Annotated in this window: 20 protein-coding genes; 7 read left to right on the top strand and 13 right to left on the bottom strand. The window is 73.3% G+C overall.

Features of this window, described 5'->3' with window-relative positions:
• Positions 1-174: 174 nt before the first annotated feature.
• The 5 genes from ABIH81_RS01365 to ABIH81_RS01385 all read right to left on the bottom strand — a co-directional run bounded on the left by ABIH81_RS01365 (position 175) and on the right by ABIH81_RS01385 (position 4792).
• On the bottom strand, positions 175-1035 hold the full coding sequence (locus ABIH81_RS01365) for a trypsin-like peptidase domain-containing protein (RefSeq protein WP_349878639.1): 861 nt from the start codon (positions 1033-1035) through the stop codon (positions 175-177).
• A gap of 39 nt (positions 1036-1074) precedes the next feature.
• A complete protein-coding gene (locus tag ABIH81_RS01370) occupies positions 1075-2034 on the bottom strand; it encodes a VWA domain-containing protein (RefSeq protein ID WP_349878640.1) in 960 nt (319 codons plus the stop codon).
• Positions 2031-3032, bottom strand: coding sequence for a DUF58 domain-containing protein (locus ABIH81_RS01375; RefSeq protein ID WP_349878641.1), 1002 nt, complete (start codon positions 3030-3032; stop codon positions 2031-2033). Before ABIH81_RS01375 ends, ABIH81_RS01370 begins: the two co-directional genes overlap by 4 nt.
• Positions 3029-4078, bottom strand: coding sequence for a MoxR family ATPase (locus tag ABIH81_RS01380; RefSeq protein WP_349878642.1), 1050 nt, complete (start codon positions 4076-4078; stop codon positions 3029-3031). The genes ABIH81_RS01375 and ABIH81_RS01380 overlap by 4 nt, the downstream gene beginning before the upstream one ends.
• 192 nt (positions 4079-4270) lie before the next feature.
• A complete protein-coding gene (locus ABIH81_RS01385; RefSeq protein WP_349878643.1) occupies positions 4271-4792 on the bottom strand; it encodes a hypothetical protein in 522 nt (173 codons plus the stop codon).
• Positions 4793-5070: 278 nt separating this feature from the next.
• Between ABIH81_RS01385 and ABIH81_RS01390 the strand changes: the two genes are divergently transcribed.
• A complete protein-coding gene (locus ABIH81_RS01390; protein WP_349878644.1) occupies positions 5071-6063 on the top strand; it encodes an endonuclease/exonuclease/phosphatase family protein in 993 nt (330 codons plus the stop codon).
• Between the two features lie 22 nt (positions 6064-6085).
• Here the strand turns inward: ABIH81_RS01390 and cimA are convergent, their stop codons facing one another.
• Positions 6086-7684 (bottom strand): citramalate synthase, encoded by a 1599-nt coding sequence (gene cimA, locus ABIH81_RS01395; RefSeq protein WP_349878645.1) that lies wholly within the window; start codon positions 7682-7684, stop codon positions 6086-6088.
• 316 nt (positions 7685-8000) lie between these two features.
• Here cimA and ABIH81_RS01400 point away from each other — a divergent pair, with 316 nt between their 5' ends.
• The 4 genes from ABIH81_RS01400 to ABIH81_RS01415 all read left to right on the top strand — a co-directional run bounded on the left by ABIH81_RS01400 (position 8001) and on the right by ABIH81_RS01415 (position 10552).
• Positions 8001-8561, top strand: a complete 561-nt coding sequence (locus tag ABIH81_RS01400) for a peroxiredoxin (RefSeq protein ID WP_128138778.1) — start codon at positions 8001-8003, stop codon at positions 8559-8561.
• Positions 8562-8563: 2 nt separating this feature from the next.
• Positions 8564-9094 carry a carboxymuconolactone decarboxylase family protein gene (locus tag ABIH81_RS01405; RefSeq protein WP_120571230.1) on the top strand — a complete coding sequence of 177 codons (531 nt, stop codon included), beginning with the start codon at positions 8564-8566 and terminating at the stop codon, positions 9092-9094.
• A gap of 201 nt (positions 9095-9295) precedes the next feature.
• Entirely contained in the window at positions 9296-9760 is a 465-nt protein-coding gene (locus ABIH81_RS01410) for a PRC-barrel domain containing protein (protein ID WP_120571231.1), read from the top strand.
• Between the two features lie 51 nt (positions 9761-9811).
• Entirely contained in the window at positions 9812-10552 is a 741-nt protein-coding gene (locus tag ABIH81_RS01415; RefSeq protein ID WP_349878646.1) for a tyrosine-protein phosphatase, read from the top strand.
• A gap of 17 nt (positions 10553-10569) precedes the next feature.
• Here the strand turns inward: ABIH81_RS01415 and ABIH81_RS01420 are convergent, their stop codons facing one another.
• Together ABIH81_RS01420 and ABIH81_RS01425 are read right to left on the bottom strand one after the other, a co-directional pair.
• Complete coding sequence (locus tag ABIH81_RS01420) at positions 10570-11664, bottom strand: branched-chain amino acid aminotransferase (RefSeq protein WP_349878647.1); 1095 nt, start codon at positions 11662-11664, stop codon at positions 10570-10572.
• A gap of 188 nt (positions 11665-11852) precedes the next feature.
• Positions 11853-12884 (bottom strand): 3-isopropylmalate dehydrogenase, encoded by a 1032-nt coding sequence (locus tag ABIH81_RS01425; RefSeq protein ID WP_349878648.1) that lies wholly within the window; start codon positions 12882-12884, stop codon positions 11853-11855.
• A 220-nt stretch (positions 12885-13104) separates the two neighbouring features.
• On the opposite strand from ABIH81_RS01425, the gene ABIH81_RS01430 reads away from it, so the two are divergent.
• Together ABIH81_RS01430 and ABIH81_RS01435 are read left to right on the top strand one after the other, a co-directional pair.
• The gene (locus ABIH81_RS01430; protein ID WP_349878649.1) at positions 13105-13977 is read left to right on the top strand and encodes an FAD:protein FMN transferase; all 873 of its coding nucleotides are present in this window, start codon (positions 13105-13107) and stop codon (positions 13975-13977) included.
• Positions 13978-14319: 342 nt separating this feature from the next.
• Complete coding sequence (locus tag ABIH81_RS01435; RefSeq protein WP_262014727.1) at positions 14320-14676, top strand: hypothetical protein; 357 nt, start codon at positions 14320-14322, stop codon at positions 14674-14676.
• A 60-nt stretch (positions 14677-14736) separates the two neighbouring features.
• Here the strand turns inward: ABIH81_RS01435 and serA are convergent, their stop codons facing one another.
• From serA to ABIH81_RS01460, 5 genes are all read right to left on the bottom strand, one after another.
• A complete protein-coding gene (gene serA / locus ABIH81_RS01440) occupies positions 14737-16335 on the bottom strand; it encodes a phosphoglycerate dehydrogenase (protein WP_120571297.1) in 1599 nt (532 codons plus the stop codon).
• A 315-nt stretch (positions 16336-16650) separates the two neighbouring features.
• On the bottom strand, positions 16651-17664 hold the full coding sequence (gene ilvC, locus ABIH81_RS01445) for a ketol-acid reductoisomerase (RefSeq protein ID WP_349878650.1): 1014 nt from the start codon (positions 17662-17664) through the stop codon (positions 16651-16653).
• A 58-nt stretch (positions 17665-17722) separates the two neighbouring features.
• On the bottom strand, positions 17723-18238 hold the full coding sequence (gene ilvN, locus ABIH81_RS01450) for an acetolactate synthase small subunit (protein ID WP_030500879.1): 516 nt from the start codon (positions 18236-18238) through the stop codon (positions 17723-17725).
• Positions 18239-20134, bottom strand: coding sequence for an acetolactate synthase large subunit (locus ABIH81_RS01455; protein WP_349878651.1), 1896 nt, complete (start codon positions 20132-20134; stop codon positions 18239-18241). It lies immediately after the preceding gene.
• 180 nt (positions 20135-20314) lie between these two features.
• Positions 20315-22762, bottom strand: a complete 2448-nt coding sequence (locus tag ABIH81_RS01460) for a bifunctional diguanylate cyclase/phosphodiesterase (protein WP_349878652.1) — start codon at positions 22760-22762, stop codon at positions 20315-20317.
• Positions 22763-22869: the final 107 nt, after the last annotated feature.

A 22869-nucleotide genomic window follows, 5' to 3' on the forward strand; every position in this document is an offset into this window, starting at 1 on the left:
CTCCGCCAGTATCCATACTCAGCGTAATATTTCTATGCCCCAATGATCCCACGCCGGATATCCGACACTTCGCACCGATCTTGCGGCGCTTGTGCAGGTCAGCGCCGCGCGGCGCGCCGGGTCGGCGCCGCGCGGGCGTCGGGCCGGCTCCGCGGGGGGCCCGCGCCCGGCGGCTCAGCCGCCCCGGCCGATGATGGTGTCGGCGGTCTGCTGGACCTGGTCGATCGGGATGGCGAAGCCGATGCCGATCGAGCCGTTGCCGTCGATGGTGGCGATCGCGGTGTTCACGCCGACCACCTCACCGCGCGCGTTGACCAGCGGCCCGCCGGAGTTGCCCGGGTTGATGGAGGCGTCGGTCTGCACCGCCGTGTGCCGGCCGTTGCCGATCCGTACCTGCCGGTTGAGCGCGCTGACGATGCCCGCGGTGACCGTGCCGGCGAGCCCGAGCGGCGACCCGACCGCGAGCACCGGCTCCCCAACCCTCGTCGAGTTCGCCTTGGCCAGCGGCAACGGCGGCAACCCGGCCGACGCGGGCACCTTCAGCACGGCCAGGTCGCTGGCCGGTTCCCGGCCCACCACCTCAGCCGGGAAGCGCCGCCCGTCCGAGGTCTCCACAGTCACCGCGCCGGAACCGCCCCGGGCCAGGATGTGGTCGTTGGTGACGATGTGCTGCTCGTTGTCGATGGCGAACCCGGAGCCGGACGCGGACGCGCCGGAGCGGCCCCCGACCATCACCGAGACCACCCCGGGCACCGTCTTGCCGGCGGCGGTGACCAGCTCGGCCGGCACCGGCGCGGCGGACGCCGCTGACGGTCCCGGCGCGCCCCGGTCGGCCGCCCAGGTGCCGGCCGCCGCGCCGGAGACGGTGGACAGTGCCACCACCGCCGCCACGCTCAGCAACCGGTGCCGCAGGCTCCGCCGCCCGGCCTCCGGCCCACCCCCGGGTACGTCCCGGTAGCCGCGCCCGTCCGGGTCCAGCTCCGGCGAGACGAACCACGGTCCGCGTGGCTCGCCGAGTCCGGTCTGCACTGCCATGCCTGGCTCCTCACGTGTCGTGCGGTCGTGGTGTGCGGGTCAGGGCAGCCGGGAGAACCACCGCAGCGAGCCGGCCGCGGCGCCCATCGCCAGGACCAGCCCGAGACCGATGAAGCGGGCCGAGATGTCCTGCCGCTCGGTGCGGTAGCCGACCGAGGTGCCGATGTCCTCGTAGACGTCCTTCAGCTCGGCGGTGGTGGACGCCTCGTGGAAGCCGCCGCCGGTCTGCTCGGCGACCGCCCGCAGCGTCTGGCCGTCCACCGGCACCTGGATCGCCCGGCCACCCCGGTCGACCGAGCCGCCGGGCGTGCCGAAGGAGATGGTGTGCACCGGCACCTTCGCGGCGACCGCCTGGTCGGCGGCCTCCATCGGGTCCGTGCCGGAGGTGTTCGCGCCGTCGGAGAGGATGATGATCCGGGCCGGCGGCGGATCCTTGGCGGCGGTGGCGTCCAGGCTCTTGACCGCGCCGAGCGAGGTGCTGATCGCCTCGCCGATGGCGGTGCCCTGCACGCCGGTGATGCCCTCGGCCAGCCGCCCGATGCCGTCGTGCAGCGCCTCCCGGTCGGTGCTCGGCGGCACCAGCACCGCCGCGCTGCCGGCGAACGCGACGAGGCCGACGTTGAACTCGTCCGGCAGCCCGTCGACGAACCGCCGGCCCGCCTCCTTGGCCGCAGTCAACCGGTCCGGGTCCACGTCGCCGGCGAGCATCGAGGTGGAGACGTCCACCGCCACCATCACGGTGGCCCGTTCCCGGGGCACCCGCACCTCCGCCTCGGGCCGGGCGAATCCGACCACGAGCAGCGCGAGCATGGCGAGGAACAGGCCCGCCGGGACGTGCCGCCGCCAGGCCGGGCGGCGCGGGGCGACCCGGTCGAGCAGGCGCAGGTTGGTGAAGCGCACCGCGTACCTGCTCTGCCGCCGTTGCAGCACCAGATAGCCGGCGACCAGCGCGACGACGGCGAGCAGCAGCCAGAGGCGGGCGGGTGACTGCCAGGTCATGCGACACCTCCGCGGGCGGCGGCCGGCACCGTGGCGAGCCGCCGCTGCTCGTGCACGTACCGGACGACGTCCGCGCACCAGTCCCGGTCGGTGCGCAGCGCCAGGTGGGTCGCGCCGGCCCGGCGCAGCGTGCGGCGTACCTGGTCGCGCTGCTCGGCGGCGGCACGCGCGTACCGCTCGCGCAGGCCCGGGTCGCCGGTCCACACCTCGCGGTGCCGGCCGCTCTCCGGGTCGACGAGCGTGACCAGGCCGACGTCGGGCAGTTCCAGCTCGCGCGGGTCGGTCACCTCGACCGCGAGCACCTGGTGCCGTACCGCGAGGCGGCGCAGCGCCGCGGCCCACGGCGGCGGCGCGGCGTCCGGGTCGTCGGGCAGCTCGTCGAGGAAGTCGGAGACGATCACCACGAGCCCACGCCGGGTGGCGACGCGCTGAAGACCGTCCAGCCCGTCGACCAGGCCCGGTGCCGCGTCCCGCGGGTCCGCGCCGTCGGAGTCCGGCCCGTCTCCGGTACGCGGGGCGCCGAGCAGTGCGCGGAGCAGCCCGAGCAGATGGGTACGCCCGCTGCGGGCCGGGAACCGGCGCAGCCCGTCCGGCGTGAGCACCTGGGCACCGAGCCGGTTGCCGACCCCGGCGGTGAGGAAGCCGACCGCCGCCACGGCCGCCACCGCCAGCTCCCGTTTGTCCAGCGTGGACGTGCCGTACTCCATGCTGGGGCTGGCGTCGACGAGCAGCCAGGTGGTCAGTTCCCGGTCCGCGTCGACCTCCCGTACGTGCGGGACCGTGGTCCGGGCGGTGACCGCCCAGTCCATCCGGCGTACCTCGTCCTCGCCGGGGCGGTACTCGCGGCTGCCGGCCGCCTCGCTGCCGGGTCCGGGCAGCAGGCCGCGGTACCGGCCGTGCAGCAGGCCGTCGAGCCGTCGGGTCACCGTCAGCTCCAGCCGGCGCAGCCGCTGGTCCGGGGTGAGATCGGCGAGCCTGGGTTCGGCTGCGCCGGTCATGCCGCCGCCAGGTCGTTCACCGTCTCCGTGGGCCCGTTCACCAGCCGGGGCGGCGGCACCGCCTCGATCACGCGGCGCACCACGTCCTCGCCGGAGATCCCGTCGGCGATCGCGTCGAAGGAGAGCACGAGCCGGTGCGCCAGCACGTCCACCGCCAGTTCCCGGATGTCCTCGGGGAGCACGTAGTCCCGGCCGTGGATGAGCGCCTGCGCGCGGGCGGCGGCGACCAGGCCGAGCGTGGCCCGGGGGCTGGCCCCGTACGCCAGCAGGGGCGCGACGTCGGGCAGGCCGAAGCGCTCCGGGTCGCGGGTGGCGAGGATGAGGCGGACCACGTACTCGGCGAGCGCGTGGTGGACGAACACGTCGGTGGCGCGGCGCTGGAGTTCGCGCAGCCGGACCGGGTCGAGCACGGTACGCGCGGTGGGGCGCTCGGTGCTCATCCGGTAGAGGATGGCCAGCTCGTCGGCGTCGCTCGGGTAGCCGACCACGACCTTCATCAGGAAGCGGTCGCGTTGCGCCTCGGGGAGCTGGTAGACGCCCTCGGACTCGATCGGGTTCTGGGTGGCCAGGACCAGGAACGGGTCCGGTACCGGCCAGCTCCGGCCGGCGATGGAGACCTGCCGCTCGGCCATCGCCTCGAGCAGCGCCGACTGCACCTTGGCCGGCGCCCGGTTGATCTCGTCGGCGAGAACCAGGTTCGCCATGATCGGCCCCAGCTCCACGTCGAACTGCTCGGTCGAGGCGCGGTAGATGCGGGTGCCGACGATGTCGGACGGGACCAGGTCGGGGGTGAACTGGATCCGGGAGAACGTGCCACCGACCACTGTGGCGAGCGTCTGCGCCGCCAGCGTCTTGGCCACCCCCGGTACGCCCTCCAGCAGGCAGTGCCCGTCGGCGATCAGAGCGGTGAGCAGGCGGTCGACGAGCCGATCCTGCCCGACGATCACGCGTTTGACCTCGGCGAGGGTCTGTTCCAGCTCGACGCCGCTCGCGTCGGCGTCGACCGGGCTGAGCACGCTGGCCGGGGTGTCCGAGATGTCCGTCACGGTGCTTGCTTCCCGTGCCGGACCGGCGACAAACGTCGGATTATCGGCCCCGGGGCGGCGGTCGGCGGGCCGGACCGGCAGCATCTCCCCAGCCGGGCGGGAACGGCACGAAGCGGCGCGGCACCGGCCGCACCGGTACGGAACACGACACCGGCCCCCGCCGGAGCAGGGGCCGGTGTGCGGTTGGACGGGTCAGTTGGCGACCAGGATGTGGAACGGCCGGTCCGAGGCGCCGCCGGTGGAGTTGCGGGTCTGCACGAAGACCGCGTTCGGGATCAGTGTGCGTGGCGCGCCTGAGATCTCGCCGCCCGGCGGGACGTTCGCCGAGTCGTTCGTGCCGATGGACAGGTGGTACGACTTGGCCGAGACGTTGTAGTCGAACAGCACCTGGTACTGCCCGGCGGTGACGCCGGGGCCCGGGGCGAACCGGAACGAGGACACCACGTTGCCGGAGTGCTGCAACAGGGTCCCGTTGGCCGCCACGACCGCCCAGGCGACCTGGCCGGGGGCCGGTGGCGCCAGGGTGGCCCGCACGGCGGTTCGGGCGGCCTGCCGCTCGACGGCGGTCACCGGCGGCTGCGCCGTGGAGTGGCGGGCGCCGGGCTGCGGCTTCGCCTCCGACTGGGCAGCCGCGGCGATCCCGCCACCGGCCAGGCTGAGCGACAGCGCGGCGAGCGCCACCACCGTCGCCTTTCGCTTGAAGAATGTGGCCATGAGTTCTCCCTTGGTAGACCGTGGTGATACGGCGACTGCGCGCGTCAAATTGCGGATCATCGGGTATCCGCCGGGAGCGCACCGCTCGTGAGCTGGCCTTACTACAGAGAGTCGCGACGTCTCAACCAGGTGGAACCTAGCACCGGAAAATGGGGGCGGTCAATAGTGTTATTGCGTGTCCGACCGATTCGCAAAGATGCCCGAAAACTGCGAGGAACAATTCACGAAATTGTTTCGGAGGGCATCACGCCACCCCGGATCCGGGTAGCCTCACCGCCATGATCACCCTGCCGCGCCCGCCCCGGGCCCGCACCCGGGGCGGCCGCCTCGCCACCGTCGCGTGCTGGCTCGCGGTCGCGCCGGTCGCCGCGTGGGCGCCGGTACGCCTGACCGGGCTGGAACGCGGTCCGCTGGTGCTGGCGATCGCGTTCACGCCGTACGTCGCCGCCGTGGCCCCGGTCGTGGCGGTGGCGGCGCTCGCCCTGCGGCGCCGCGCCCCGGCGGTGGTCGCCGCCCTCGCCGCGCTGGCGCTGATCGGCACGGTGGCGCCCCGCGCGATCCCCGGCGACCGGCCCGCCGCCGGCGGGCCGACACTGCGGCTGCTCACCGCCAACCTGCGCCTCGGCTCGGCCGACCCGGCGGCGCTGGTGGACCTGGTCCGGACGCGTCGGGTGGACGTGCTCACGGTGCAGGAACTCACCCCGCCGCTGGCGGCCGAGCTCGACCGGCTCGGCCTGGCCACGCTGCTGCCGCACCGGTCACTGATCCCCGAGGTCGGCTCGACCGGCTCCGGCGTGTACGCCCGGCACCCGCTGCGCGACACCGGTCACCGGCGCAACCAGGGCTTCTTCTTCGCCCAGGCGTACGCGACGGTGACGGTGCCGGGGGCGCCGCCGCTGCGGGTGGAGTCGGCGCACCCGGCCGCGCCGTACGCCCCGGACGTGGTGCCGGACTGGTGGACCGACCAGCGCGCCCAGCCACCGGCCACCCCGGACGGCGGGCTGAGCGTGCTGGCCGGTGACTTCAACGCCACGCTCGACCACGCGGCGCTGCGGAACCTGATCGCCACCGGCTACACCGACGCGGCGGACGCCACGGGAGCCGGGTTCGGCGGCACCTGGGGCCCGTACGACGGCGACCCGCTCCCGCCGGTCACCATCGACCACGTACTTGTGGACCGGCGCATCGCGGTACGCGCCGCCGGCACCCACCCGGTGCCGGGGAGCGACCACCGCGCGCTGCTGGCCGAGCTGCGCCTGCCGGCCGGCTGAGTCAGGCTGCCGGCCGGCTGAGTCAGGCCGCCGTCCCGCCCGGCACCCGGGCCCGGTCCAGGCCGTAGGTGAGCGCGTCGACCAGGGCGTGCCAGCTCGCCTCCACCACGTTCGGGTGCACGCCGACAGTGGTCCAGTCGCGGCCGGCACCGGCGGTCTCCACGAGCACGCGGGTGACCGCGCCGGTGCCGTGGCTGCCCTCCAGGATGCGCACCTTGTAGTCGGCCAGCTCGAACTCGCGCAGCTCCGGGTAGTGCCGGGTCAGGCCCACCCGCAGCGCCTCGTCCAGCGCGTTGACCGGGCCGTTGCCCTCGGCGGTGGCGATCACCCGCTCGCCGCGTACCCGGATCTTCACGGTTGCCTCGGAGACCACCGCGCCGTCCTCGCGGTGCTCGACGATCACCCGGTACGACTCCAGCGCGAACGGCCGGGCCGGCGCGGCGTCCGGCAGCTCGGAGCGGACCAGCAGCTCGAACGAGGCGTCGGCGGCCTCGAACGACCAGCCGTCGGCCTCCAGCTCCTTGACCCGCCCGGTGACCCGGGACAGGGCGTCCGGATGGCCGGCCAGGTCCAGACCGAGCTCGCGGCTCTTGAGCTCGATGCTGGCCCGGCCGGCCATCTCGGTCACCAGGATCCGCATGTCGTTGCCCACCACAGCGGGTTCCACGTGGTTGTAGAGCAACGGGTCGACCTTGATCGCGCTCGCGTGCAGCCCCGCCTTGTGAGCGAAGGCGGCGGCCCCGACGTAGGCCTGGTGGGTGTCGGGGGCGATGTTGGCGATCTCGGCGATGGCGTGCGAGACCCGCACCATCTGTTCCAGGCAGCCCTCCGGTAGGACGGGCATGCCCAGCTTGAGCTGGAGGTTCGCGACGATCGCGAAGATGTCGGCGTTGCCGGGGCGCTCGCCGTACCCGTTGGCGGTGCCCTGCACGTGCCGGACACCCGCCTCGACCGCGGCGATCGTGTTCGCGACCGCGCAGGCGGTGTCGTTCTGCGCGTGCATGCCGAGCCGTTCCGGCGCGATCCCGGTCCGCGCCACCAGTCCCTCGATCACGGCGGTGACCTGGGAGGGCAGCATGCCGCCGTTGGTGTCGCAGAGCACGAACCGCTCGGCGCCCGCGGCCAGCGCGGTCTCCGCGACGGCCGAGGTGTAGCCGGGGTCGAACCGGAACCCGTCGTAGCAGTGCTCCCCGTCGACGAAGACGCGCCGCCCCTGCGCCACCAGGTACGAGACGGTGTCCCGGATCATGGCGAGGTTCTCCTCGGCGGTGGTGCGCAGGGCCCGCTCCACGTGCCGCAGGTCCGCCTTGGCGACCAGGGCCACGGCCGGGGTCCGGGCGTCGAGCAGGCCGCGCACCTGCGGGTCGTCCTCGACCGCGAGGCCGGCCTTGCGGGTGGCGCCGAAGGCGACCAGGATCGCGTGCCGCAGCTCCAGCTCGGTGCGGGCGCGGCGGAAGAACTCGGTGTCCTTGGGCACCGCGCCCGGCCAGCCGCCCTCGATGAAGCCGACTCCGAGGTCGTCCAGCAGGCGGGCCACCGCCAGCTTGTCGACCACCGAGTACGTGAGCCCTTCGCGCTGCGCGCCGTCGCGCAGCGTCGTGTCGTACACCTGGAACGTCATCGGGAGTCCTCTTCTCGTGCCCTGGGGAGCAAACAAAAAGACCCCCCGCGGATGCGGGAGGTCTGCGCGCTCGGCGGGGGAAGGGCCGGCGCGCTAGCTGCTAATGATCAGGACGAAGCTGGTCACGACCCGTACTCTGCCACCCCGCCCCCGGTTTTGGGAGCCGAAACCCATATTCCGGGACGACGGCCGGACTGGTGATCGTCTTCACAACCGGCCACCGCCGCCACGAGCGCAAACGGGGCTACGGGAAGAATCTTGAACAGATCCAGTTACTGGCCCGGCGGTGCTGCCGGGTCACGCCCAAGGAGGACCCGTGCTCACTGTCGGTGACCACTTCCCCGAGTACGAACTCACCGCCTGCGTGTCGCTCGACGCCGACAAGGCGTTCGAGACGATCAACCACAAGTCCCACGAGGGCCAGTGGCGCGTCGTGTTCTTCTGGCCGAAGGACTTCACCTTCATCTGCCCGACCGAGATCGCCGAGTTCGGCCGCCTCAACGGCGAGTTCGCCGACCGCGACGCCCAGGTGCTCGGCGTCTCCGTCGACAACGAGTTCGTCCACTACGCCTGGCGCAAGGACCACCCGGACCTGCGCGAGCTGCCCTTCCCGATGCTCAGCGACATCAAGCGTGAGCTGACCTCCGCCTGCGGCGTGCTCGGCGAAGACGGTGTCGCGCAGCGGGCCACCTTCATCGTGGACCCGAACAACGAGATCCAGTTCGCCATGGTGACCGCCGGGTCGGTCGGCCGCAACGTCTCCGAGGTGCTGCGGGTGCTCGACGCGCTCCAGACCGACGAGCTGTGCCCGTGCAACTGGAACAAGGGTGCGGCGACGCTCGACGCCAACGCGCTCCTCGCCGGCGCCGGGGCCTGACCATGGGTCTGGACGTGATCAAGGCGGGCCTGCCCGAGTACGCCAAGGACATCCGGCTCAACCTCGGCTCCACCATCACCACCTCGACGCTGAAGCCGGAGCAGGCGTGGGGCACCGCGCTGGCCTGCGCGGTGGCGGCCCGCAACCCGGTGGTGCTGCGGGAGATCGCCGCCGAGGCGGCCGGTCACCTCACGCCCGAGGCGGTCGAGGCGGCCAAGGGCGCGGCGGCGGTCATGGCGATGAACAACGTCTACTACCGGGCCAAGCACCTCATCGGCGACGAGCAGTACGCGTCGCTGCCGGCCCGGCTGCGGATGCAGATCATCGCCCGCCCCGGCGTGGAGAAGACCGACTTCGAGCTGTGGTGCCTCGCCGTCTCGGCGATCACCGGCTGCGGCGTCTGCCTGGAGTCGCACGAGAAGACGCTGCGCGCGGCCGGGTTCAGCCGTGAGCAGGTGCACGAGGGGCTGCGGATCGCCGCCGTCGTACACGCCGCCGCGGTGACCCTGGACGCGGAGGCCGCACTGGCCTGATCCACCGGCCCGCGCGCGCCCGACCGGCACCGCGCGGGCCGACGACCCGAGGGGCCGGCGTCACCACCGTGGCGCCGGCCCCTCGGCGTCGGCGGGCCGGCCGCCGGCCCTTCGGCGGTTGTCCCCCGGACAGGGTGGGTAACCCTCCCGACTGATGACGGCGCCGCGACGGCCGCGGCCCTGGAGGACGGGAGGCGGCACATGGACGGACTGGACCCGCGCGCCACGCACGGCGGCACCGAGCCGATCCTCGACGACGGCCGGGGCACGGTCGCCGGGGGCGCTCCGGCGGGCGCCTTCGACCCGTGGCGCTACCGCGACGAGGCGGGCGTGGCGAGCGCCGACCTGACCGGCTACAAGGTCGAGGCCACCGACGGCGCGATCGGCAAGATCGACCGGGCGAGCCACGAGGTGGACGACAGCTACCTGGTCGTGGACACCGGGCCGTGGATCTTCGGCAAGAAGGTGATGCTGCCGGCCGGCACCGTGAACCACGTCGACCACGACGCCCGCACCGTGCACGTCGACCGGGAGAAGGACCAGATCAAGGCCGCCCCGGAGTACGACGAGTCCAGCCACGCCGACCCGGGCTACCGGGACCGGCTGGGCGGCTACTACGGCGAGAACCACTCGGCGCTGCCGCCGGACGTACCGCCGCGCATCTGACACCTCGGCGACGGCCGGCGGGGACGTGCGAACGCCCCGCCGGCCGTTACCGTGTCAGCTGTGGACGCCCCGGAGAGCCCCTTCCCCGCCCTGTTCAACTTCCGCGACGTCGGCGGATACGCCACTCGCGACGGTCGCACCGTCCGCCGCGGCCGGCTCTACCGCTCCGACTCGCTGCACCGCATCGACGACACCGACCGGGCCGCGTTCACCGCGCTCGGCATCCGCACCGTGATCGACCTGCGCCGGCCGTCCGAGGTGGACCGCGACGGGCGGGTGCCCGCCTACGACGGCCTGACCTACCGGCACATCCACCCCGAGCACGCCGACTGGGGCGCCAACCGGTTCGACTCCTCCGGCGTCAGCCTGGCCCGCTACCTGGCCGACCGATACGCCGACCTGGCGCGTACCGGCACCGCCGGGCTCGCCGAGGCGGTCGGGCTGATCGCGGACAGCGCCAACGCTCCGGTGGTGGTGCACTGCGTCGCCGGCAAGGACCGCACCGGCATCGTCTGCGCGCTCACGCTCGCGGTGCTCGGGGTGCCCGACGAGGACGTGGTCGCCGACTACGCGCTCAGCAGCGCCGCGTCGCAGCGCTTCGCCGAGTGGGTACGCGCCACGCTGCCGGACGCGGAGGAACCGCCGCCGCCGTTCCTGGCCTCCCCGGCCGAGGCGATGGAGCTGTTCCTCGCCGAGCTGCGCGGCGGCTACGGCTCGATCGAGGGCTACCTGACCCACGCCGGCGTCACCGAGGCGCAGCTGGAGTCCCTCCGCACCCACCTCCTGGACTGACCCCCCTTCGCAGGGGGTCAGCGGACTCGGGTGACCCAGCCGTGGGGGTCTTCGGCGCGGCCGCGCTGGATGTCGACGAGCTTCTGGCGTAGGGCCATGGTGGCCTGGCCCGGCTCGCCGCCGCCGATGAGGAACTCGCCGTCCGGGAAGCGCACGCCGCCGATCGGAGTGATCACGGCGGCGGTCCCGCACGCGAACACCTCGCGCAGCCGCCCGCTCGCCGCGTCCGCCTGCCAGTCGGCGAAGCTGACCGGCGCCTCCCGCACCTCGTGCCCGGCCTCGGCGGCCAGCGTGAGGATCGCGTCGCGCGTGATGCCCGGCAGGATCGTGCCGCCCAGCGGCGGGGTGACCATGCTGCCGTCGTCGTAGACGAAGAAGACGTTCATGCCGCCCAGCTCGTCGACGTACCGCCGCTCGACCGCGTCCAGGAACACCACCTGGTCGCAGCCGGCCTCGATCGCCTCCGCCTGGGCCGCCAGCGAGGCGGCGTAGTTGCCGCCGCACTTGGCCGCGCCGGTGCCGCCGGGCGCGGCCCGGGTGTAGTCCGGCGAGACCCACACCGTCACCGGCTTCACGCCACCGGCGAAGTACGCACCGGCCGGCGAGGCGATCACGCAGTAGAGGTATTCGTTGGCGGGGCGGACACCGAGGAAGACCTCGCTGGCGAACATGAACGGACGCAGGTAGAGGCTGGCGTCCTCGTGCCCGGGGATCCACGCCTGGTCGATCTCGACCAGCCGGCGCAGCGACTCCACGAACGTCTCCTCCGGCAGCTCCGGCATCGCCAGCCGGCGGGCGGAGGCGTTGAACCGGGCCGCGTTGGCCTCCGGGCGGAACATCGTCACCGCGTCACCGGTGCGGTACGCCTTCAGCCCTTCGAAGATCTCCTGCGCGTAGTGCAGCACCGCCGCGGCCGGGTCCATCGGGATCGGCGCCCGCGCCTCCAGGCGGGCGTCGTACCAGCCCTTGCCCTCGGCGTAGCGGATGGTGACCATGTGATCGGTGAAGACCCGGCCGAAGCCCGGGTTCGCCAGCAGCGCGGCCCGGTCGGCGGCGGTTACCGGCGCGGGATTCGGACGGATCTCGAAATCGAGCTTGTCACCACCGCTCATCGCGCTGACCTCCCTGCGGGTTCACGGCATGCGGGATCGCACGCCGACGTCACTGGTGCCAGAAACTTACCCCGAACGGTCGTTCAGCGGATAGCTCCGCTCCGGCGGATGCGACTCGCCGGACGGTCGGGTGGGCCCGGTGACGGGTCTGGCGGCCCGGTACCGGGCCGCCAGGAGGGTCGGCCCGGTCAGGCTACGGCGAACCCGGCGAGCCGGTCGCCGACCTCCTCGGTGCGCACCGGCGCGCCCGGCGTACGCCCGGCCAGCTCGGTGCCGACCGCGGCGGTGACCCGGGCGGCGGCGTCGGCGTGGCCGAGCTGGTCCAGCAGCAGCGCGGCGGACAGCACCGCGGCGACCGGGTCGGCGACGCCGACGCCGGCGATGTCCGGCGCCGAGCCGTGCACCGGCTCGAACATCGACGGGTAGCGCCCCTCCGGGTTGATGCAGCCGCTGGCCGCGAGCCCGATGCCACCGGTCACGGCGGCGGCGATGTCGGTGAGGATGTCGCCGAACAGGTTGTCGGTGACCACCACGTCGTACCGCGACGGGTTCGTCACCAGGAACATCGCGGCGGCGTCGATGTGCTGGTATTCCGTGGTCACGTCCGGGTGCTCGGCGGCCACCGCGGCGAAGGCGCGCGCCCACAGCGACCCGGCGTGGGTGAGCACGTTGGTCTTGTGCACGAGCGTGACCTTGCGCCGCTCGCGGCGGCCGGCGCGCGCGAACGCGTCACGGATCACCCGCTCGACGCCGTGCCGGGTGTTCAGGCTCTCCTCGGTGGCCACCTCGGCCGGGGTGTCCCGGTGCAGCGCGCCGCCGGCGCCCGCGTACAGCCCCTCGGTGCCCTCGCGGACCACCACGAGGTCGACCTCGCCGGGCTTGACCGCCGCCAGCGGACCGGCGACGCCGGGCCAGAGCCGGGACGGGCGCAGGTTGACGTACTGGTCGAAGGCGAACCGGAGCTTGAGCAGCAGACCGCGCTCCAGCACGCCCGGCGGCACGGTCGGGTCGCCCACCGCGCCGAGCAGGATGGCGTCGTGACCGGCCAGCTCGTCGAGGACGGAGTCGGGCAGCACCTCGCCGGTGCGGTGATAGCGCGCCGCGCCCAGGTCGTACTCGGTGGCCTCGATGCCGGGCACCACCGCGTCGAGGACCTTGCGGGCCTGCGCGACCACCTCGGGTCCGATGCCGTCGCCGGCCACCACCGCGATGTGTGCCACCTGACGCTCCTCGTCTCGTCGTTAGGCGCAACCGTACGTCGCCGTCCCGGCCCCCGGTACGAATCTTCCATCATCCGGGACGGCGAATCACAGCAGGCTCCCAGCCGACATTCATGGTGCGGTCATCTCCACTGCTTAGGGTCGAGTTCACCGGGTCGACGGGGGCCCGGGATCCGGCACCGCCGCGACGCCGGCGGCGACCACCGAGGGGGCGGGTGTCATGCGGACCGAGCACCGGCGGGCCCACTGGGCGGACGAACAGCCACGTACCCGCTGGGTCGACCAGTCCGCGTTCCGCCCGGCCCGCCCGGACCTGCACCTGGGCACCACGAACCACCGCGTCGAGCGGGCCGGCGCCGCCGCGTCCGGCCGGATCAGCGTCCGGCACACCGTCACCACCTCGACCGCCGACTACACCATGCTGCTCAACGCGCCGGAGTGGTTCGGCCACCGGGCGGTGAGCGAGGCGCTGCGCGACGCCGTCGCCGAACTGCGCGCCGTCGACCTCACCTACGGCCCGAACCGGCCGGACAGCCTCGTCTCCCGGCTGCGCCGCGACGAGATCAGCCCCGACTCGTACCCCCCGCTGGCCGACCTGATCGACCTCTGCGCCGCGATGCGGGCGGCCACCGACGGCTGGTTCGACGCCTGGGCCGTGCCCGGCGGCTTCGACCCGGGCGGCCTGCTCGGCGGCTGGGCGGTGGAGCGGGCCGCGGCGCGGTTGCGGGCCGCCGGCATCCACGACTACGCCGTGCTCAGCGGCGCCGACCTGACGGTACGGGGACACGCGGCGCACGGCGGCCCGTGGCGCGTCGCGGTGCACCACCCCACCGACACCCGCCGGACACCGGTCGTGCTGGAGATGACGACGGGCGCGGTCGGCACGTCCGGCGTCACCGGCCGGCGCGGCCACGTCGTCGACCCGCACACCGGAGAGCCGACCGACCGGCTGGTGGCCGCCACCGTGCTCGGCCCGAACCTCGCAGTCGCCGACGCCTACGCCACCGCCCTGTACGCCGCCGGACCGGCCGGGCTGGCCTGGTTCCGCCACGACGCGGACTACCGTCCCCTGTTCACGCAGCACCGGCGCTGAGCCGTCCCCTGTTCGCGCACCACCGGCGCTGATCGGCTGCCTGCCGCGGAGCGCGATCGGCCCCCACGGTCTCGGCAACGACCGTGAGGGCCGGTCAGCGACGAGTGCGCGTGGCTCGCGCAATCGAGGGGTGCGGGCCGAGGGGCCGGGCGCCCGACCGCGCCACCCGAAGACGGGCCGGGGATCGACTCAGCGGAAACCGCATCGGTACGCTAGCGAATCGACGCAACTCGACGCAAGAGTCTCCACAGCGGACGCCGCGTGAACGATGTCGGCAATCAGCGGTGAACGTACGGTGGGGCAGAGGTGACGGGCCGGGCCCGGGATGGCACGCTGTCCGCCGTGAGTTTCGATCTGAGCGTGTGGGCCCTGCCGGACGGGGCGACACCGGAGCAGGTGCGGGCGGCGGTGCAGCAGTGCCGCGAGGGCTGGCACGGCGAGCAGCACCCCGACCCGCGACTCGTCGCCTTCTACCGGGCGATCACGGCGAGCTACCCGGACCGCCCGGCCCGGCCCGGTACGCCATGGGAGGTGGCGCCGCTGCACACGGCGGCCGACCACATCGAGATGAACCTGTACCCGACCTGCCCGGACCAGGTGCTGCTGGACATCGAGCGGCTGGCCGGCGAGCACGACCTGATGCTCTTCGACGCGCAGGACGGCTCGGTCTACCCGCCACCGGCCCGCGTCCGTTCCTGACCCGCAGGGACGACGAAGGGCCCGGCCGATCCGGCCGGGCCCCGATGTGTCCTGTCCGGACTACACGTCGCGCAGGTCGGCCGCGCTGGCCGCGACCGCGCCGATCGAGTCGGCGGCGGAGGTCAGCAGGTCGGCGCCGAGCGCCTGGTCGACGGTGAGCGTCATCAGCGTCTCGCCACCGGCCTCGCGGCGGGCCACCTGCATGGCCGCGATGTTGACGCCGGCCTCGCCGAGCAGCGTGCCGACGGTGCCGACCACGCCGGGCCGGTCGGCGTAGCGCAGGAAGACCAGGATGCCCTCCGCGCCGATCTCCACGTCGAAACCGTCCACCTCGGTCAGCTTGAACACGTCCCGGGTGCCGGTGTGCGCCACGGTGCCGGAGACGCGGACGGTACGCCCGTCCGGCAGCGCCCCGCGTACGGTCACCAGGTTCGGGTGGTCGACGGTCTCGCCCGGCGTGGCGAGCGTGACCTCGACGCCCCGTTCGGCGGCCAGGTGCGGCGCGTTGACGTAGGTGACCTGCTCCTCCACCACGGAGCTGAACAGGCCCTTGGTCGCGGCGAGCTTGAGCACCGACACGTCGTGGGCGGCGATCTCGCCACGCACCTCGACGGTGACGCTGGCGGCCACCCCGCCGGCCAGGGCGGTGAACGCCCGGCCCAGCCGCTCGGCCAGCGGCAGCAGCGGACGGACGTCCTCGGCGACCACGCCGCCGGCCTGCACGTTCACCGCGTCCGGGACGAACTCGCCCTGGAGCGCGAGCTTGACGCTCTTGGCCACCGCGAGACCGGCCTTGTCCTGCGCCTCGTTGGTGGAGGCGCCCAGGTGCGGGGTGGCCACCACGTTGTCGAAGGCGAACAGCGGCGAGGAGGTGCACGGCTCCTTGGCGTACACGTCGACACCGGCGCCCGCGACCCGGCCCTCCGCGATCGCGTCGGCGAGCGCCTGCTCGTCGACCAGGCCGCCCCGGGCGGCGTTGACGATCCGGACGCCCGGCTTGACGATCGCCAGCTCCTTCTCGCCGATCAGGCCGACCGTCTCCGGCGTCTTCGGCAGGTGGATCGAGATGAAGTCGCTCTCCCGCAGCAGCTCCTCCAGCCCGACCAGGCGGACGCCGAGCTGCGCGGCGCGGGCCGGCTGGATGTACGGGTCGTACGCGATCAGCCGGGTGCCGAACGCGGCGATACGCTGTGCGAAGAGCACGCCGATGCGGCCGAGGCCGACCACGCCCACGGTCTTGCCCTGGATCTCGACGCCGGTGTACTTGGACCGCTTCCACTCCCCCGCCTTGAGCGCGGCGCTGGCGCTGGCGGTGTTGCGGGCCACCGCGAGCAGCAGCGCGACGGCCTGCTCGGCGGCGGAGACGATGTTCGAGGTGGGGGCGTTGACGACCATGACGCCCCGCGCGGTGGCGGCCGGCACCTCGACGTTGTCCAGGCCGACGCCGGCCCGGGCGACCACCTTCAGCCGCGGTGCGGCGGCGATCGCCTCGGCGTCGATCTGGGTGGCGCTGCGTACGATCACCGCGTCGGCCTCGGAGAGGGCGGAGAGCAGAGCGGGGCGGTCGGTGCCGTCCACGTGGCGCACGTCGAAGTCGTGCGCGAGCACCTCGATGGCGGCGGGGGCGAGTTCTTCGGCGATCAGTACGACAGGATTCATCGGTCCTCGTAGACGCTCGGTAATGGTTCGGCCTGGGGCGCCGGGACGCCGCGCTGCGCCCTGCGCCGATCCGTGCCACGGCCGTCGGGTGCGCTCGGGCACCACACCAAGGATGGTAGGGGGCTGTCCGGTCTCCGGGTCGCGGACTGCGGGGTGAGCGCCCTCACACAGGTCCGTCGCACGCCTGTCATGCCCCGTTCACCGGGGCGGTACGGGACGAGGCGTTACTCACCGTGTCCCAGGACGTGAACGGACGGCGGCCCGCGGCCCGGCGCCGGGGAGAGCGTCGGGTCGCGGGCCGCGCGAGGGGATGGCTCAGGCGGTCTCGGTGATCGGCCGGTCGACCCAGCTCATCATGGCCCGCAGCTTCTGCCCGGTCTCCTCGATCGGGTGCGACGCGCCCTCGGCCCGCCACTTGGCGAAGTTCGGCCGGCCGGCCTCGTCCTCGGCCACCCACTCGCGGGCGAACTCGCCGGACTGGATCTCGCCGAGGATCTTGCGCATCTCCTCCTTGACCCGCGAGTCGATCACGCGCGGGCCGCGGGACAGGTCGCCGTACTCGGCGGTGTCGGAGATGCTGTAACGCATCCGGGCGATACCGCCCTCGTACATCAGGTCGACGATCAGCTTCAGCTCGTGCAGGCACTCGAAGTAGGCCACCTCGGGCGCGTAGCCGGCCTCGGTGAGCACCTCGAAACCGGTCTGCACCAGCGCCGCCGCGCCACCGCACAGCACCGCCTGCTCACCGAACAGGTCGGTCTCGGTCTCCTCGGTGAACGTGGTCCGGATCGCACCGGCGCGGGTGCCGCCGATGGCCTTGGCGTACGCCAGGGCCAGGCCGAACGCGTTGCCGCTGGCGTCCTGCTCGACCGCCACCAGGCAGGGCACGCCCTTGCCGTCGACGTACTGGCGGCGGACCAGGTGACCGGGGCCCTTCGGGGCGACCATCGCCACGTCCACGTCGGCCGGGGGCTTGATCAGGCCGTACCGGATGTTGAAGCCGTGCCCGAAGAACAGCGCCTTGCCCGCGGCCAGGTTCGGCGCGATGGCATCGGCGTAGAGACCACGCTGGGCGGTGTCCGGCGCCAGGATCATGATCACGTCGGCCTCGGCGGCCGCCTCGGCGGGCGTGAGCACCCGCAGGCCCTGCTCCTCGGCCTTCGGCCGGCTCTTCGACCCGGCGGGCAGGCCGATCACCACGTCGACGCCGGAGTCGCGCAGCGACAGCGCGTGCGCGTGGCCCTGGCTGCCGTACCCGATCACGGCGACCTTGCGGCCCTGGATCAGGCCCAGGTCGGCGTCGTCGTCGTAGAACACCTCAACGCTCATTGACTTCCCTTTCGTACGGCGGTGCCCGTCGGCCCGTCGAAAAACTTGTGGGTACGGATCAGGCGGCGCGCAGGGCCGGGCCGGCGGTGATGGCCCGCGAACCCCGCCCGATGGCCACGGTGCCGGACTGGACCATCTCCTTGATGCCGAACGGCTCCAGGTCGCGCAGCAGCGCGTCGAGCTTGTCCGGCGTGCCGGTGGCCTCGACGGTCAGCGTGTCCGGCGCGACGTCGACCACCCGGGCGCGGAACAGGCCGACCGTCTCCAGGACCTGGGCGCGGGCCGTGCGGTCCGCGCGGACCTTGACCAGCAGCAGCTCCCGCGCCACCGACACCTGCGGGTCCAGTTCCACGATCTTGAGTACGTTGACCAGCTTGTTGAGCTGCTTGGTCACCTGCTCCAGCGGCGAGGACTCGGCGTTGACCACGATGGTGATGCGGGAGACGTCCGGGTTCTCGGTCTCGCCCACGGCGAGGCTGTCGATGTTGAACCCGCGCCGGGAGAACAGCCCGGAGACCCGGGCCAGGACACCCGGCTTGTTCTCCACCAGCACGGACAGCGTGTGCATCGTCATTTAGAGTTCGTCCTCGTCGAAAGCGGGACGCACGCCCCGCGCGAACATGATCTCGTCGTTGCTGGTGCCGGCGGCGACCATCGGCCAGACCATCGCGTCCTTGCCGACCACGAAGTCGATGACCACCGGCGCGTCGTTGATCGCCATGGCCGCCTCGATGGTCTTGTCCACGTCGGCGGCGCTCTCGCAGCGCAGCCCGACGCAGCCGAGCGCCTCGGCGAGCTTGACGAAGTCCGGGATGCGGTGCTTGTGCGTGCCCAGCTCGGTGTTGGAGTAGCGCTCCCCGTAGAACAGGGTCTGCCACTGCCGCACCATGCCGAGGTTGCCGTTGTTGATCACGGCGACCTTGATCGGGATGCCCTCCAGCGCGCAGGTGGCCAGTTCCTGGTTGGTCATCTGGAAGCAGCCGTCACCGTCGACCGCCCACACGGTGGTGTCCGGCTTGCCGACCTTGGCGCCCATCGCGGCCGGGACGGCGTAGCCCATGGTGCCCAGGCCGCCGGAGTTGAGCCAGGTGTGCGGCTTCTCGTACGAGATGAACTGGCTGGCCCACATCTGGTGCTGGCCGACGCCCGCCACGTAGACCGCGTCCGGGCCGGCGATCTCGCCCAGCCGCTTGATCACGTACTGCGGGGAGAGCGTGCCGTCGGCCGGCTCCTCGAAGCCCAGCGGGTACCGCTCGCGCAGGTCGTCGAGCTGGGCCCACCAGTCGGTCAGGTCGGCCGGCGGGTGGGCGGCCTGCTCGGCGGTGACCGCCGCGATCAGCTCGTCGATCACGTGCCGCGCGTCACCCACGATCGGGACGTCGGCGTGCCGGTTCTTGCCGATCTCGGCCGGGTCGATGTCGGCGTGCACGACAGTCGCGTCCGGCGCGAACGAGTCCAGCTTGCCGGTCACCCGGTCGTCGAAACGGGCGCCCAGCGCCACGATCAGGTCGGCCTTCTGCAGGCCGTAGACCGCGGCGACGGTGCCGTGCATGCCGGGCATGCCCAGGTGCTGGCGGTGCGAGTCGGGGAACGCGCCGAGCGCCATCAGCGTGGTGACCACCGGGATGCCGGTCTGCTCGGCCAGCTTGCGCAGCCCTTCGGTGGCGCCGGCCTTGAGCACGCCGCCGCCGACGTAGAGGACCGGACGGCGGGCGCCGGTCATCAGCCGGGCCGCCTCGCGGATCTGCTTGCCGTGCGGGTGCAGCGTGGGCCGGTAGCCGGGCAGGTCGAGCGTGGGCGGCCAGGAGAAGGTCGCCGGCGCCTGGAGCACGTCCTTGGGGATGTCGACGAGCACCGGGCCGGGGCGGCCGGTCGCCGCCAGGTGGAACGCCTCGGCCAGCACGCGGGGGATCTCGTCGGCGGTCTGCACCAGGAAGTTGTGCTTGGTGATCGGCAGCGTGATGCCCTGGATGTCCGCCTCCTGGAAGGCGTCGGTGCCGATCGACGGCCGGGCCACCTGACCGGTGATCGCCACCATCGGGACCGAGTCCATGTACGCGTCGGCGATCGGGGTCACCAGGTTCGTCGCGCCCGGGCCGGAGGTGGCGATGCAGACGCCGACCCGGCCGGTGGCCTGCGCGTATCCGGTGGCCGCGTGCCCGGCGCCCTGCTCGTGCCGGACCAGGATGTGCCGGACGGTGGAGTCGTAGAGCGGGTCGTAGGCGGGCAGGATCGCGCCGCCCGGAATGCCGAAGACCACGTCGACGCCGAGCGCCTCGAGCGACCGCACGAGCGAACCGGCGCCCGAGACCTGCGCGGTGGCGGGCTCCCGTACGGGCGTCTCGGTGGTGGCGGCCGCCGGGACGGTACGGCCGGGGCGGGCGGCGGGGTCGGAGTCACCGGCCGCGCCGGTGCCGGAACGGGCACGGCGGGCGGAGTGGGCGAGGGTCTCTGGCGTGGGTCTCGTCATGGCGGTTCAAGCCTTCGGAAGTGAGTGGGTGACGCGCTTCTCAGGATGGGACGGGGAGGTCCCGGCGATGGTCCGACGGCAACAAAAAAGCCCACGTGCAGGATGCACGGGGCCAGCGCACTCTCGGTGGGAGAGTGCGCTCAGGTAAGTACTCGCGGCGACCGGTTCGACGACATGCGGCTAAGCCTGACGCATCTCACGCGATGAGTCAACTGATCCCACATTTTGGTTCACGGACGTGGGCGTGTCGGTCGCCGACGCCCCCTGGGCGCCCGGCGCCACCTGCGGAGATCCCTCCATCGGGGAGCGCTGGGCGGGCACCGCGGCGGGCGGATTGTTGCGCAGCCGGGGCAGCAACGGCGACGGGGCGCGCGCCGGTGCGGGAGGCGGTACCGGCGGCATCACGGTGTGCCGGTTGCCGGGCGCGGTGGCCGCCTCCAGCATCGCCTCCAGGTGCTCGGCCGGTACGCCCCAGCCGAACAGCGCGCCCTGGCCGAACCGGCACCCGGCGGCCACCACGGCGGCCAGCTCGGTCGGGTTGGTGACGCCCTCGGCGATCACCTCCAGGCCCAACTGGTGACCCAGGCGCATGACGATGTCGACCATCGGGGCGAACGCCGGACCGTCCCGCCCGACCGGCCGTACCGGCTCGTGCTCGGCGACCAGACTGTGGTCGATCTTGAGGATGTCGATCGGCAGCCGCCGGAGCTGGCCGAGCGACGAGTAGCCGGCGCCGAAGTCGTCCAGCGCGATCCGGACGCCGGTCAGCCGCAACGCGGTGAGCCGCCGGATCAGCTCGTCCAGGTCGGTGGCCACCGCGTGCTCGGTCACCTCCAGCACCAGCCGCTGCGGCGGCACGTGGTGCGCGCGCAGCGCGTCGGCGACCTGGACCACGTACTCCGGGGCGTGCAGCTCGCGCGGCGAGACGTTCACCGACACCCAGACGTCGTGCCCGTCGGCCAGCCAGCGGGAGAGCTGGTAGCAGGCCTGGTGCAGCACCCACGCGCCGAGCTTGGCGATCATCCCGCACTTCTCGGCGAGCGGGATGAACTCGTCCGGCCGGACGTTGCCCAGCTCCGGGTGCCGCCAGCGCAGCAGCGCCTCCGCGCCGACCGGCCGCACCGACGGCAGCGAGGCCACCGGCTGGAAGACCAGCCGCAGCTCGTCGCGCTCGATCGCGCCGCGCAGCTCGTGCTCCATCCGGGTACGCCGGCTCAGCAACTGGTCGTACGTGGCGTCGTAGCGCTCGATCCGGTTCTTGCCCCGCTGCTTGGCGTAGCGCAGCGCCAGGTCGGCGTTGCGCAGCAGCAGCTCGACGTCCTGCTCACCGTGCCCGGCGGCTACCCCGATGCTCACCGACAGGAAGACCGGCCCCTCCCCCTGCTCGTACGGGCGGCCGAGCACCCCGAGCAGGCGGTCGGCGACCGGGCCGGGCTCCGCCGACCCGTGCATCAGCACCGCGAACTCGTCGCCGCCGAGCCGGGCGGCCAGGTCGCCCGGGCGCAGGTTGCCCCGCAGCCGTCGTCCCACCTCGATCAGCACCGCGTCGCCGACGTCGTGCCCGCGCATGTCGTTGACGTTCTTGAAGCCGTCGAGGTCGAGCCCGAGCAGCACGCACGGCACGCCCGCCTCGGCACTGCGGTGCAGGGCACGCAGCAGCCCGCGCCGGTTCGCCAGCCCGGTCAGCGGGTCGGTGTGTGCCAGCTCGCGGAAGTGCGCCTCCCGCTCGGCCAGCCGGATGGCGTAGCCGCGCACGTCGTTGAGGGCGAGGTATTGCCGGGTCACCAGGGCGAACCCCTCGACGGTGCCGGCCGCGATGGCGTACCCGTCGAACCCGCCGCCCTGCACCAGGTGGTACATCGCGGAGGCCGCCATGGCGAACATCGGCACGAAGGCGTACTCGCCGTCGCGGCGGATGAAGTCGACGTCGAGCTGCGTCAGGTCGGCCCGGCGCCCGGCCACGGCGGTGGCCAGCAGACCGGCGGCGGTCAGCACCGCGCCGGTGAGCACGATGCCCGGGCCGGCCTGGCAGAGCCCGGCGGACACGGCCAGCCCGCCGGCCGTCACCGCTATCGCGCCGGCGGCGAGCAGCGTCAGCCACCCGCGCGGCGGCGCGACCCGCAGCACGACGATCATGGCGAGCCCGGTGGTGAGCGCCGCGCTGACGGTGGCCAGCACGATCGGCAGGCAGGCGACGGGGGTGGCGTCGCCGAACAGCCGGGTCGGCTCGCTGAACGCCACCCAGCCGACGAACCAGAGCGCGCTGCCCATGATCAGGCCGTCGAGCAGCAGCCGGGCGGTGGCGGCCCGGGTCGCGGCGGCGCCGGGCAGCCGCAGGACGGCGGCGCCGAGACCGAGCGCGGCGATCGTCGTACCGGCGGCGACGAGGACCGCCCACCCGGTCCGCTGGCCCTGCCGGTGCGCCCAGTGGTCACCGGCGGCCAGCAGGCCACCCAGACCGACCAGGAGGCTGAACAGGGCGGCACCGGCGGCGACCGCGAGCAGCAGGTGGGCCGGCCGGCGGGGGCCGGTGCGGCGCCGCACCGACGCGGCGAGCAGCACGGCGGCACCGGCCGCGGCGATCCCGCTCAACACCGCGACGGTGACCATCCCCGGGGACGACTGCACGCGTCAACTCTGCCGGATGAGCGCCTCCCGTGGGGCACCGGGTGTGCAACTGTTGGGACACAGGGTGCGCGCCGGGGGGTCGCCGCGCGGATGGTGTCAGACTGGTT

The organism is Micromonospora sp. HUAS YX12 (assembly GCF_040215685.1).
In the GTDB taxonomy this organism is placed as follows: domain Bacteria; phylum Actinomycetota; class Actinomycetes; order Mycobacteriales; family Micromonosporaceae; genus Micromonospora; species Micromonospora tulbaghiae.